12 protein-coding genes are annotated in these 11,688 nt (G+C 74.9%); 6 read left to right on the forward strand and 6 right to left on the reverse strand.

The features are described 5' to 3' along the window. Nucleotides 1–53: 53 nt before the first annotated feature. From KW076_RS11750 to KW076_RS11760, 3 genes are read right to left on the reverse strand one after another with little or no spacing between them, the layout of a single operon-like run. Nucleotides 54–1,208 (reverse strand): TIGR01906 family membrane protein, encoded by a 1,155-nt coding sequence (locus tag KW076_RS11750; protein ID WP_224355487.1) that lies wholly within the window; start codon nucleotides 1,206–1,208, stop codon nucleotides 54–56. A gap of 40 nt (nucleotides 1,209–1,248) precedes the next feature. Beyond that, a complete protein-coding gene (ahcY, locus tag KW076_RS11755; protein ID WP_224355488.1) occupies nucleotides 1,249–2,808 on the reverse strand; it encodes an adenosylhomocysteinase in 1,560 nt (519 codons plus the stop codon). 55 nt (nucleotides 2,809–2,863) lie between these two features. Beyond that, nucleotides 2,864–3,139, reverse strand: a complete 276-nt coding sequence (locus tag KW076_RS11760) for a DUF3499 family protein (RefSeq protein ID WP_370643476.1) — start codon at nucleotides 3,137–3,139, stop codon at nucleotides 2,864–2,866. Nucleotides 3,140–3,187: 48 nt separating this feature from the next. On the opposite strand from KW076_RS11760, the gene KW076_RS11765 reads away from it, so the two are divergent. Further along, nucleotides 3,188–3,682: a hypothetical protein gene (locus KW076_RS11765; RefSeq protein WP_224355489.1), complete on the forward strand. Its 495-nt coding sequence runs from the start codon at nucleotides 3,188–3,190 to the stop codon at nucleotides 3,680–3,682. Between the two features lie 35 nt (nucleotides 3,683–3,717). On the opposite strand, the gene KW076_RS12550 is transcribed toward KW076_RS11765, so the two are convergent. After that, on the reverse strand, nucleotides 3,718–4,263 hold the full coding sequence (locus tag KW076_RS12550) for a WhiB family transcriptional regulator (protein ID WP_255612601.1): 546 nt from the start codon (nucleotides 4,261–4,263) through the stop codon (nucleotides 3,718–3,720). A 107-nt stretch (nucleotides 4,264–4,370) separates the two neighbouring features. Here KW076_RS12550 and KW076_RS11775 point away from each other — a divergent pair, with 107 nt between their 5' ends. Continuing rightward, a complete protein-coding gene (locus KW076_RS11775; RefSeq protein ID WP_224355490.1) occupies nucleotides 4,371–5,060 on the forward strand; it encodes a hypothetical protein in 690 nt (229 codons plus the stop codon). 39 nt (nucleotides 5,061–5,099) lie between these two features. Here the strand turns inward: KW076_RS11775 and KW076_RS11780 are convergent, their stop codons facing one another. Further along, nucleotides 5,100–5,678 (reverse strand): GtrA family protein, encoded by a 579-nt coding sequence (locus KW076_RS11780; protein WP_224355491.1) that lies wholly within the window; start codon nucleotides 5,676–5,678, stop codon nucleotides 5,100–5,102. Between the two features lie 155 nt (nucleotides 5,679–5,833). Here KW076_RS11780 and KW076_RS11785 point away from each other — a divergent pair, with 155 nt between their 5' ends. From KW076_RS11785 to manA, 4 genes are read left to right on the forward strand one after another with little or no spacing between them, the layout of a single operon-like run. Then, a complete protein-coding gene (locus KW076_RS11785) occupies nucleotides 5,834–7,033 on the forward strand; it encodes a 5-(carboxyamino)imidazole ribonucleotide synthase (RefSeq protein ID WP_224355492.1) in 1,200 nt (399 codons plus the stop codon). Between the two features lie 2 nt (nucleotides 7,034–7,035). Next, nucleotides 7,036–7,614 (forward strand): 5-(carboxyamino)imidazole ribonucleotide mutase, encoded by a 579-nt coding sequence (gene purE / locus KW076_RS11790; protein ID WP_224355493.1) that lies wholly within the window; start codon nucleotides 7,036–7,038, stop codon nucleotides 7,612–7,614. 2 nt (nucleotides 7,615–7,616) lie between these two features. Further along, nucleotides 7,617–9,284, forward strand: a complete 1,668-nt coding sequence (locus KW076_RS11795; RefSeq protein ID WP_224355494.1) for an LCP family protein — start codon at nucleotides 7,617–7,619, stop codon at nucleotides 9,282–9,284. Nucleotides 9,285–9,307: 23 nt separating this feature from the next. Further along, nucleotides 9,308–10,552 carry a mannose-6-phosphate isomerase, class I gene (manA, locus tag KW076_RS11800; protein ID WP_224355495.1) on the forward strand — a complete coding sequence of 415 codons (1,245 nt, stop codon included), beginning with the start codon at nucleotides 9,308–9,310 and terminating at the stop codon, nucleotides 10,550–10,552. Nucleotides 10,553–10,627: 75 nt separating this feature from the next. Here the strand turns inward: manA and glpX are convergent, their stop codons facing one another. Further along, nucleotides 10,628–11,644: a class II fructose-bisphosphatase gene (gene glpX / locus KW076_RS11805; RefSeq protein WP_224355496.1), complete on the reverse strand. Its 1,017-nt coding sequence runs from the start codon at nucleotides 11,642–11,644 to the stop codon at nucleotides 10,628–10,630. Nucleotides 11,645–11,688: the final 44 nt, after the last annotated feature.

An 11,688-nucleotide genomic window follows, 5' to 3' on the forward strand; every position in this document is an offset into this window, starting at 1 on the left:
ACGAGGGCCCCGCCGGACGGATCCGGCGGGGCCCTCGTGCGTCGGGGGCGTGCTCAGCGCACGCCGTGGGCGTCCTCGCGGGCCCAGCGCAGGCGGGTGGCCTCCAGCTGGGCGCGGCGGTCCTGGGACATCTCCCGGCGACGCCGGGTGGGGGCGCCCGCCACGAGGGCGGCGATGATCCCGATCAGGGCCAGCACGGCCACCGCGACGGCGGCGTCCACCCAGAACTGGGCGGGGTACAGGCGGATCAGCGGGTCGGAGACGGAGAACGTCCACGTGCCCTCGGCGAAGAACAGCGAGTGGAACCCCGCGAAGAAGCCCTGCCAGCCGGTGGCGGCCATGGCGGCCAGCACCACGATGACGACCAGCAGCCCGAGGGCGCCGGCGAACAGCGCGCGACGCACCCCTCCGGGGCTCGTGCGGCGCAGGTAGAGCGCCAGCAGCAGGCAGGCCAGGCCCAGCAGCACCAGGACGGCGGTGGCGATCCACATGACCGTCTTGACGTCGGTCATGTGGGAGACCGCCGCCTCGGAGAGCAGCGGCTTCCCCTGGAAGGTCAGCTCGGAGAGGTACCGGGGCCCCGCCAGGTTGTGCAGGTAGTCCAGGCCCGCCGACCCGTAGGTCATGCGGTCCGCGGTGCTGAACCCGTAGGGGTCCGCCGGGAACCCGGGCCGGTGGTACTCCAGCCAGAGGAACAGCGGGGTGGCCACCAGGCGCACCGCCCCCAGCAGGAGCACCAGCGGCGCGAGCACCGCCAGCAGCACCTGGGCCAGCCGCGGGCCGGCCTTGGGCAGCCGGGCCCGCTCCTCCGGGGTGCGGGTGTCGGCGGCCGCCGGGGCGGAGGCCGGGACGGTGGCGTCCGAGGGGTACCGGTCCGCGCCCCAGGGGGACGCGGGCGACGGCGCCGGAGCGGGCGCCGGGCGGGAGGCCGTGATGTCCTCCCCGGCGACGCCGTGGGCGGCGCCCGCCGCGCGGGAGCCGGCCCCGGAGCGGCCTGCCCCGGTGCCGGCCCCGGCGGCGGCGGCCGCGAGCTCGTCCCGGTCGAAGGCCAGGGTGCGCTGGGCCCCGTGTTCCTCCGTGGTGCGGGGCAGCGCCTGGGTGGGCTGGGCGTCGTCGTCCTCGACGAACGCGCCGTAGTCCAGGCCGGACTCGAAGTCCGAGGACCCGGAGCCGGCGCCGTCGGAGCGCCCGGGGGTGTGGGAAGCCATGATGTCCTCTCCTGCCGTGCGCCCCGGGGGGCGCGGCGACTCAGTAGCGGTAGTGGTCCGCCTTGTAGGGGCCGGCCACGTCCACGCCGAGGTACTCGGCCTGGGCCTTGGTCAGCTCGGTCAGTCCGACGCCGAGGGCGTCCAGGTGCAGGCGCGCGACCTTCTCGTCCAGCACCTTGGGCAGGGTGTAGACCTGCTTCTCGTAGTGCTCGCCGGTGAGCGCGCCCTGGCCCGTGGAGCCGTCGTAGAGCTCGATCTGCGCCATCACCTGGTTGGTGAAGGACGCGCTCATCACGAAGGACGGGTGGCCGGTGGCGTTGCCGAGGTTCAGCAGGCGGCCCTCGGAGAGCACGATGATGGAGCGCTCGTCCTCCGTGCCGGTGTCGAAGGTCCACTCGTGGACCTGCGGCTTGATCTCGGTCTTGACGACACCGTCGACGCGGCCGAGGCCGGCCATGTCGATCTCGTTGTCGAAGTGGCCGACGTTGCCCACGATGGCCTTGTCCTTCATGCGGAGCATGTCCTCCGCCATGATGATGTCCTTGCCGCCGGTGGTGGTGACGAACAGGTCGCCCTGCTCCACCACGTCCTCCAGGCGGGCCACCTGGTAGCCGTCCATCGCGGCCTGGAGCGCGCAGATCGGGTCGATCTCCGTGACGATCACGCGGGCGCCCTGGCCGCGCAGCGCCTCCGCGGCACCCTTGCCCACGTCACCGTAGCCGCAGACGACGGCGACCTTGCCGCCGATCAGCACGTCGGTGGCGCGCATGATGCCGTCCGGCAGGGAGTGGCGGATGCCGTACTTGTTGTCGAACTTGGACTTGGTGACCGAGTCGTTCACGTTGATGGCCGGGAAGAGGAGCGTGCCCTCCTGCGCCAGCTGGTACAGGCGCAGCACGCCCGTGGTGGTCTCCTCGGAGACGCCGCGCAGCGTGGAGGCGGTGCGGGTCCAGCGCTGCGGGTCCTCGGCAAGGGAGCGGCGCAGGGTCTCGAGGATGATCCGGTACTCCTCCGGGTCGTCCTCGGTGGCCGAGGGCACCGCGCCGGCGGCCTCGAACTCCACGCCCTTGTGCACCAGGAGGGTGGCGTCGCCGCCGTCGTCCAGGATCATGTTGGGGCCGCGGTCCGGGTCCTCCGCGGCGCCGGGCCACGTGAGGATCTGGGAGGCCGTCCACCAGTACTCCTCGAGGGACTCGCCCTTCCACGCGAACACCGGGACGCCCGCGGGGGCGTCCGGGGTGCCGGAGCCGACGACGATCGCGGCGGCGGCCTCGTCCTGTGTGGAGAAGATGTTGCAGGAGGCCCAGCGGACCTCCGCGCCGAGGGCCGTGAGGGTCTCGATCAGCACGGCCGTCTGCACGGTCATGTGCAGGGAGCCGGCGATGCGGGCGCCCTTCAGGGGCTGGGACTCGCCATACTCCTCGCGCAGCGCCATCAGGCCCGGCATCTCGTGCTCGGCCAGGCGGATCTGGTGGCGGCCGGCCTCGGCCAGGGAGAGGTCGCGGACGGCGAAGTCGAAGGTCGCGCCGGGCACGGTGGAGCGGTTGGCGAAGGCGGGGTCGACGTCGGGGGTGGGACGTGCGGAGGAGGTCTCGGTCATGCGCCCCAGCCTACCGAGGCGCCCGACGCCGAAGCGGCCGGGTCGACCGCGGGCGTCACCCGGCGGTGCCCTCGACGGGGTCCGTCACGAGGCGGAGGGCGGGGTGCGTCGGCGCGGCAACGCCCGGCGCGGCGGGCGCCGCCGGGGCCAGGCGCAGCACCTCCCAGCCGCGGGGGGCCGTGGTGCGGGCCGCGTGGGCGGCGCAGAGGTCGTAGGCGTGGGGCTCGGCGCGCTGGGCGAGGGGCCCGATGACCACCTGGGACCCGGCGTAGTTGTACGTCAGGGTCGCCTCGGCGGGCTCCTGGCATCCGGTCTTGCTGCAGCGTCGCATGGCTCCCACGGCAGACAACCCTACTCGGCCCGGCCTAGCATGGCCCGCATGCCCGCCGACCCCCTCGCCCCGCTCCCCCCTCTGCCGCCGGCGCGCCGGGACGGGCGCGGGCCCCGGCCGGGCCTGCGCCGGGACGTGCGGGGGCGCGGCCTGCGCCACCCGCTGCCGTTCGGCGCGCGCGCCGGGCGCGGCCGCGCGGACGCCCTGATGGACGCCGTGGAGAAGGCCGTGGACCGGCTCGCCGGGCTGCAGGCTCCCGGCTTGCGGCGGGTCGCCGCGCGCCTGGAGCGCATCCCGGACCGCCTCGACGAGCGTCTCGCCCTGCAGCGGGCGCGGGCCGTCGCCGACGAGGAGGGGCTGTTCGGGCGGGCCGAGCGCGACGGCGCCGACGGTGTCGTGATCACCCTGTTCGAGCGTCCCCTCACCGAGTCCGCTGACCCCGCCGACCTCGAGGAGGCGGTCTACGCCGTCGCCCTCAGCCGGTGCGCCGCGGCGCTCGGGGTGGATCCGCAGGTGCTGGACCCCTCATGGGGCCGGGCCTGAGAGGTCCGTCCTCCGACAGGGGCGTCAGGGAGCGGTCAGCCGCGCTCGCGGCGCAGGCGGCGGCGTTCCCGCTCGGACAGGCCGCCCCAAATGCCGAAGCGCTCGTCGTTGGCCATGGCGTAGTCGAGGCACTCGCGGCGCACGTCGCACGCGGCGCAGACCTTCTTGGCGTCCCGCGTGGAGCCGCCCTTCTCCGGGAAGAACGCCTCGGGGTCGGTCTGGGCGCACAGGGCGTCCACCTGCCAGGCGAGCTCGCCCTCCGCGGGCTCCATGACGACGCCGGGCACCGGCTGCCACGCGTCCGGGACGAGGGCGTCGTCCACAGCGGGGGCCTCGGCCGGGCGCGGCACCAGGGCGGTGACGGTCGCGGCGGGGGTGCCCGCGTCGTCGAGGTCGTGGGCGGCGAGGAACGCGGTGGCCTGGTCCTCGAGGGACTCGGCGGCCAGACCGGCCGTGGCGCGGCCGCCGGCGGTGGGGTCGGCGGGGTCCAGGAACCAGTCGGTGGGCACGCCACGGGAGCGCGAGGCGGCGGGGGCGCGCTCCGCCCGTGCGACGTCCTCGACTCGCTGCGTGTTCTGCATGACGGCCTCTCCCGTTTCGCTCGTCCGACTGCCGCGGTCAACATTACACGGATGTAATTCGCCCCAGCCATGCCGCGGGGACGTCACCGGATGGGCAGACTGGGGGCATGGTCTCCCTCTCCGCGCCCCGCCCCGACGGTCCCCTCGTGACCCGCCTCGCCTCCTCGCCCCGGCCCGCCCTGGTGCAGGAGCCGGCCCCGGCGGGCGAGGCCGCGGGCGCGGCCCACGGCGCCGTGGACCAGCGCATCGAGCTCTCCGGATCGGTCACCGTGAACTGGGCGGCCAAGGCCGCGGGCCTCCTGCTGGACGAGGGGGTGGCCCCCGGGGACGCCGTGCTCCTGGACCTCCCCGACCACTGGCTCTCCCGCGCCCTCGCGCTCGGCGTGCTCTGCGCCGGGGCCCGTCCGGCGTTCGTCGCCGGCCCGGCGGACCGCGCTCAGGAGGCCCCCGACGACGCCGCCGCCGTGCTCACCGACCGCCCGGAGCACTGGGACGACCCCGTCCTGACCGTGGTGGCCGTCCGCCTGCCGCGCGGGATCGAGCCGGACTTCGGCGACGACGACGCCGGCGACCCGTCCGTCGTGGACCTCGCCGCGGAGATCCGCGCCCAGCCGGACGCCTTGCCCGGCCGCGTCGACCACGTCACCGTGGACGCGGTCCCCGCCGACCCCGCGGACGCCGCCGGCCCGCTGACGGAGGGGGGCGTCGGCGTCGGGCGGGCACGCCTGGACGCCCCCGCGCTGCGGGCCAGCCTCGAGGCGTGGGACGCGGGCCGGGCGGCGCACGTCCCGGCCTGAGCCGGGATCACCGCCCGGGACCCGGCGGTGCTGCAGCGCTCAGGCGGAGCCATCCTCCACGTCGTGCCGGGGGTGGCGGTGCTGCAGGCCGGGCACATGCTCATCGTGCGCGTGGAGCACGGGCAGCTGGCCCGTGATCACGGCGATGTCGTTCTCGAAGCCGGGCTCCTCGTCCAGCTCCTCCTTGAACACCCAGAAGCGGTAGGCGAAGTAGCGGAACACCGTGCCGAAGAACAGGCCGATCACGTTGCCCGCGATGAACAGGCCGTTCGGATCCGTGACGCCCATGCCGTACTGGGCGATCGCCACACAGCCCGCCTGGATGCCCAGGCCCACCGCGTTCATCACCAGGAACATCACCAGCTCGCGCACCACGTTGTTCTGGCGCTTGTCCCGGAACGTCCAGTACCGGTTGGCCACCCAGCTGAAGATCGTCGCCACGACGCCGGCACAGATCTTGGCCTTGACGTTGGAGCCCTCGAGGGGGCCGTGCATCAGCCACCAGAACACCGCGGAGTCGACCACGAACGCCGCGGCGCCGACGGTGCCGAACTTGGCGACCTCGCGCCACAGCATGCTGACGAGGCCGGTGAACCGGTGCCAGAGATCGGTCGGCATGGGCGGGAGCACCTCGGATCGGGGGACGGGGAAGGAGGGGTGGCCCTCACGGGCTGGGAACACTGTAGTCCGACCCCCGTGCCGGGGCGGACGCCGCGGCCGACGTCCAAGGGCACAGTGAGGGAGCTCCCAGCCTGGGCCACTAGCCTGGACGGGTGACTTCCCTTCGACTCGGTGTGATCGGCGGCGGCCAGCTGGCCCGGATGATGGCGGGCCCGGCCGCGGAGCTGGGCGTGCCCTTCCGCGTGCTCGCGGAGGCCCCGGACGCCTCGGCGGCCCAGGTGGCCCCCCACATGGTGGGCGACCACGCCTCCCTGGAGGACCTGCGCGCGTTCGCGGCCACGGTGGACGTGGTGACCTTCGACCACGAGCACGTCCCCACGGAGCACCTGCGCACCCTCGAGGCCGCGGGCGTGGCGGTGCGGCCCGGCCCGGACGCCCTGCAGTACGCGCAGGACAAGCTGCTCATGCGCGGCCTGGTGGAGCGCCTCGGCCTGCCCAACCCGGCGTGGGCGCCGGTGTCCTCCTTGGAGGAGGTGATCGCGTTCGGCGACGAGCACGGCTGGCCCATGATCCTCAAGACGGCCCGCGGCGGCTACGACGGCAAGGGCGTCCTCAAGGTGGACTCCGCCGACGACGCGCGGTCCGGTGCCGCCGACGGCACGCTCGGCACGTGGCTGGGCGCGGGCATCGCGCCGCTGCTGGCGGAAGCCATGGTGCCGTTCGCCCGCGAGCTCTCCGCCCAGGTCGCCCGCCGCCCCTCCGGCGAGGTCGCGGCGTACCCCGTGGTGGCCTCCCTGCAGACGCAGGGGGTGTGCGACGTCGTCACCGCCCCTGCCCCGGACCTCGCCCCCGCGGTGGCCGAGGCCGCGTCCGGCGCGGCCGTGCGGATCGCCGAGGAGCTGGACGTGACGGGCATGCTCGCCGTGGAGCTCTTCGAGACCCCCGGCACCGACGCCGGGTTCCAGGTCAACGAGCTCGCCATGCGCCCGCACAACTCCGGCCACTGGTCGATGGACGGGGCCGTGACCGGCCAGTTCGAGCAGCACGTCCGCGCCGTCCTCGACATGCCGCTGGGCGGCACCGCCCCGCGCGGGGACGGCACCGTGATGAAGAACGTCCTCGGCGGCGCCCACGAGGACCTGCACTCCGGCTTCTCCGAGGCCCTGGCCGCGCACCCCGAGGCCAAGGTCCATGTGTACGGCAAGGGCGTGCGCCCCGGCCGCAAGGTGGGCCACGTCAACGTGGTGGCCGAGCACGGCCTCTCCCTCGCGGACGCCGAGCGCATCGCCGAGTCCACGGCCGCCGTCCTGCGCGACGCCACCGCCCCCTCCGCACCGACCCCGAAGGCCTGAGCATGACCGCCGAGCAGACCACCCAGCCGACCTCCGACGCCCCCTGCACCCGCCCCCTCCAGGAGGAGGCGCCCGTCGTCTCCGTGGTGATGGGCTCGGACTCCGACTGGCCCGTGATGGGCCAGGCCGTGGAGGCGCTGCGGGAGCTGGGCGTGCCGGTGGAAGTCGGCGTCGTGTCCGCGCACCGCATGCCGCACGAGATGGTGGACTTCGGTGCGCGCGCCCACGAGCGCGGGATCCGCGTGATCGTCGCCGGCGCCGGCGGCGCCGCGCATCTGCCGGGCATGCTCGCCGCGGTGACGCCGCTGCCGGTGATCGGCGTGCCGGTGAAGCTCAGGTCCCTCGACGGGCTCGACTCCCTGCTGTCCATCGTGCAGATGCCCGCGGGAGTGCCGGTCGCCACGGTCTCCGTGGACGGCGCCCGCAACGCCGGCCTGCTCGCGGCCCGCATCCTGGCGGCCGGCACGGACGACGGGGCCGCCCACCTCCGCGCGGCCCTCCAGGACGTCGCGGCCGGCCTGAACGCGCAGGCCCGGGCGAAGGGAGCCCGCCTCCACGAGCGCGCCGCCGACGGGGCCTGAGCATGCCCGCCTCCGCCGCGTCGAGCCCCGTCCTCACCCGGGACCCCGTCCGCGACCCGCGTCAGGCCACCGGGCCCGAGCGGCGGCGTCGCGCGGGGATCCTCCTCCTGCTGACCCTGCTGGTGCCCGGCGGGGCCCAGGCGGTGGCGGGCAGCCGGCGGTGGGGCCGGATCGCGCTGCGGGTGACGCTCGCGGTGTGGGCCGCGGTGCTGCTGGCCCTCGTCCTCGCGCTGACCGCCCGGGCGGCACTGGTCTCCGTGCTGGCGAACCCCGTGGTGCTGGTGCTGCTGGGCGTGGTGCTCGTCACCCTGGCGATCGGCTGGGGCCTGCTCTGGGTGGACACCTTCCGCCTGATCCGCGTGCACCTGCTCGGCCCACGCGCCCGGGCCGCCACGGCGGCGGCCACGGTGGTGGCCCTCGTGGTCACCTCGGGCGGCCTGGGCTACACCGCGTGGATGACGCAGTCCGGCCGCGGGGCGCTCGGCTCGATCTTCGGGAGCGGCCCGGCCATCGAGGCTGCGGACGGCCGGTACAACATCCTCGTCATGGGCGGCGACGCCGGCGAGGACCGCGTGGGCCTGCGTCCGGACTCCATGCACGTCGCGTCCGTCGACGCCGAGACCGGGGCCGTCACCCTGTTCTCCCTGCCCCGCAACCTGCAGAACGCCCCCTTCACCCCCGACTCCCCCCTGTGGCAGGCCTACCCGAACGGCTTCGACTGCGGGGACGACTGCATCCTCAACGCCCTGTACATGGACGTCGAGGAGAAGCACAAGGACCTCTACCCGGATGCCGAGCACCCCGGCGCGGAGGCCATGATGGACGCCGCCGGCGGCGTGCTCGGCCTGGAGATCACCGGCTACGCGATGATGGACATGGCCGGCTTCGCGCAGCTGGTGGACGCCATGGGCGGGGTGGACGTCGTCTCCGGCGGCTACGTCACGCACCGCGGTGCGCGCCCGGACGGCACGTGGGGGGACATCTGGTGGGAGCCGGGCACCCACCACTTCGGCGGCGACGACGCGCTGGCGTTCGCCCGCTCGCGCAAGTTCGCCACGGACTACGCCCGCATCCGCCGCCAGCAGTGCATGCAGGCGGCCATGCTCCAGCAGTTCACCCCGGCCACGGTGCTGACCCGGTTCGAGGGCATCGTCTCCGCGGGCACGCAGATCGTCACCACGAACGTGCCGCAGAGCCAGCTGGGAACCTTCGTCGACCTCGCGGACCGCTCGCGGGGCTACCGGATGGCCCGCCTGACCATCGGCGCCCCCGACTTCGGCACCGCCAACGACCGCTTCACCACCCGCCCGGACTACGACCTGGTGCACCGGCGCGTGGCCGAGCTGCTGGACGAGGAGCCGACGAAGGCCGGTTCGGCATCCACGGCCGCCCCGGCGGCCTCCCCGGGCGCGACGCCCCTCCTGGCCCTCACCGCCGCGATCCCGGCCCCGCTCCTGGTGGCCGAGGCGTCGCCGGCCGCCACGGGCACCGGCGGGACCACGCGGCCCGGCGTCGACCCGGACGACCCCTCCACCTGGCCCTCCGCGCCCACGGGGCCGAACGGGGAGCCGTACTCCGCGATGGAGCTGATGCGGATCCAGGACGCGGGCGATGAGGCCCAGCTCGTCCGGATCGCCTCCACCAACGACCTCTGCGCCCCGGGCGGGTGACGCCGTTGCCCTAGGCTGGGCGCATGCACCTGCTCGAGGCCGTCGTCCGTGACTACGCGTGGGGATCCCCCACCCTGCTGGCCGAGCTGGAGGGGCGTGAGCCCTCCGGCGCCCCCGAGGCGGAGAAGTGGCTGGGCGCCCACCCGGGCGCGCCGTGCACGGTGTCCGGCCCCGAGGGTCGGTGCGGCCTGGACGAGCTCATCGCCGCCGACCCCGCCCCCATGCTCGGGGAAGCCGCCCGCTTCGGACGCCTGCCGTACCTGATGAAGCTGCTCGCCGCCGGCCGGCCGCTCTCCATCCAGGCGCACCCGACCCGTGAGCGGGCCCGTGCGGGCTTCGCCGCGGAGGAGGCGGCGGGCGTGCCCGTCGACGCCCCGCACCGCAACTACAAGGACGACAACCACAAGCCCGAGATGATCGTGGCCCTCACCCCGTTCTCCGCGCTCTGCGGCTTCCGCCGACCGGAGGACGCGGCGGCCACGTTCGAGCGGATGGCCGACGCCCTCGCGGAGTGGGCCGACGGCGACGCCACCGACGTGGGCATCGCCGCCCGCCGGATCGCGGCCCACCTGGCCGCCGAGGACGTCGAGGCGGCCTTCGCGGACATCCTCGACCCGGACGCCGTGTGGTCCGCGGGCGGCGTCGACCGGCTGATCGAGGCCGTGCGCGCCCAGCCGGACCTCGTGGCCCACGACCCCGCGCTCGCCACCGCCCTCGAGGTCGCCGAGCAGTGCCCGGGTGACCCCGGCGTCCTCGTCACGCTGCTGCTGAACCGTGTGGACCTGGTCCCCGGCCAGGCCGTGCACCTGCCCGCCGGCAACGTCCACGCCTACCTGCACGGCCTGGGCGTGGAGGTCATGGCCGCCTCGGACAACGTGCTGCGCGGCGGCCTGACCCCCAAGCACGTGGACGTGCCGGAGCTGCGCCGCGTGGTCGCGTTCGCCCCCCTGCCGGTGCCCTACACGGACCCGGTGGAGGACGGCGCGGGCGTGGTGCGCTACCGGCCGCCGTTCGAGGAGTTCGAGCTCACCCGGCTGGCGGCGGACGCCGGGGGGCCCTCGGCGGAGGCCCGTGTGGCCGGGCCCGCGATCGCCGTCGCCGTGGACGGACCGGCCGTGCTGGCGTGCGGGGCGGACGCCGTGCGCCTGGAGGCCGGCGCGGCCGTGTTCCTGCCCGCGGAGGAGACCGCCGCCGCACCCCTGACGCTCTCCCCCGCCACGGACGACGCCCCGGCCCGCGTGTTCGTCGCCGCGCTGCCCACCGCCTGAGCGACCCGGCACCGCGGACGACGACGGCCCCCGCCGGATCCGGCGGGGGCCGTCGTCGCGCTCAGCGGTGGTGCGTCAGCCGCGGTTCTTCAGCCACTGCGACCACTTGTCCACGTGGTGCTCGGCGTCCACGGTGCGGACCGTGCCGGACTTGGAGCGCATCACGATGGACTGGGTGTGCACCCGGCCGCCGGCGAAGCGGACGCCGCGCAGCAGGTCGCCGTCGGTGATGCCGGTGGCGGCGAAGTAGCAGTGGTCGGAGGTGACCAGCTCGTCGGTGGTGAGGACCGCGTCGAGGTCCAGGCCGGCGTCGAGGGCCTTCTGCTTCTCGGCGTCGTCGGTGGGGGCCAGGCGGCCCTGGATCACGCCGCCGGTGGCCTTGATGGCGCACGCGGTGACGATGCCCTCCGGGGTGCCGCCGATGCCCATCATCATGTCCACGCCGGTGTCCGGGCGGGCGGCGGCGATGGCGCCGGCCACGTCGCCGTCGAGGATGAACTTCACGCGCGCGCCGGCCGCGCGGATCTCCTTGACCAGGCCCTCGTGGCGGGGGCGGTCCAGCACGCACACGGTGACCTGGGAGACGGGCTTGTCCAGGGCCTTGGCCACGAGGTTCACGTTCTGCTTGACCGGCAGGCGCATGTCCACGAAGTCCGCGGCCTCCGGGCCCACGACGAGCTTGTCCATGTAGAACACGGCGGAGGGGTCGAACATGGTGCCGCGCTCGGCCACGGCGAACACGGACAGGGCGTTGTTGTAGCCCATGGCGGTCAGGCGGGTGCCGTCGATCGGGTCCACGGCCACGTCCACGGAGGCGCCCTTGCCGTCGCCCACGCGCTCGCCGTTGAACAGCATGGGGGCCTCGTCCTTCTCGCCCTCGCCGATCACCACGGTGCCGTCCATGGCCACGGTGTCCATGAACGCGCGCATCGCGTCCACCGCCGCGCCGTCCGCGCGGTTCTTGTCTCCGCCGCCGACCCAGGGGCTGGCCGCGATGGCCGCGGCCTCGGTCACGCGGACCAGCTCCATGGCGAGGTTGCGATCCGGGACGTGGTTCTCGTAGCCGGTGTTCTCCGAGGACGCGCTGGTCATCCTGCTCTCCGATCCGTAGCTCGCGTGCGCGGCCCGCGGGCCCG

The organism is Micrococcus porci, assembly GCF_020097155.1.
GTDB lineage: Bacteria > Actinomycetota > Actinomycetes > Actinomycetales > Micrococcaceae > Micrococcus > Micrococcus porci.

Excerpts from the sequence above, each read along its gene's own strand:
- KW076_RS11750 (WP_224355487.1), bottom strand. The coding sequence starts at position 1,208 with ATGGCTTCCCACACCCCCGGGCGCTCCGACGGCGCCGGCTCCGGGTCC.
- ahcY (WP_224355488.1), bottom strand. The coding sequence starts at position 2,808 with ATGACCGAGACCTCCTCCGCACGTCCCACCCCCGACGTCGACCCCGCC.
- KW076_RS11760 (WP_370643476.1), bottom strand. The coding sequence starts at position 3,139 with ATGCGACGCTGCAGCAAGACCGGATGCCAGGAGCCCGCCGAGGCGACC.
- KW076_RS11765 (WP_224355489.1), top strand. The coding sequence starts at position 3,188 with ATGCCCGCCGACCCCCTCGCCCCGCTCCCCCCTCTGCCGCCGGCGCGC.
- KW076_RS12550 (WP_255612601.1), bottom strand. The coding sequence starts at position 4,263 with ATGCAGAACACGCAGCGAGTCGAGGACGTCGCACGGGCGGAGCGCGCC.
- KW076_RS11775 (WP_224355490.1), top strand. The coding sequence starts at position 4,371 with ATGGTCTCCCTCTCCGCGCCCCGCCCCGACGGTCCCCTCGTGACCCGC.
- KW076_RS11780 (WP_224355491.1), bottom strand. The coding sequence starts at position 5,678 with ATGCCGACCGATCTCTGGCACCGGTTCACCGGCCTCGTCAGCATGCTG.
- purE (WP_224355493.1), top strand. The coding sequence starts at position 7,036 with ATGACCGCCGAGCAGACCACCCAGCCGACCTCCGACGCCCCCTGCACC.
- KW076_RS11795 (WP_224355494.1), top strand. The coding sequence starts at position 7,617 with ATGCCCGCCTCCGCCGCGTCGAGCCCCGTCCTCACCCGGGACCCCGTC.
- manA (WP_224355495.1), top strand. The coding sequence starts at position 9,308 with ATGCACCTGCTCGAGGCCGTCGTCCGTGACTACGCGTGGGGATCCCCC.
- glpX (WP_224355496.1), bottom strand. The coding sequence starts at position 11,644 with ATGACCAGCGCGTCCTCGGAGAACACCGGCTACGAGAACCACGTCCCG.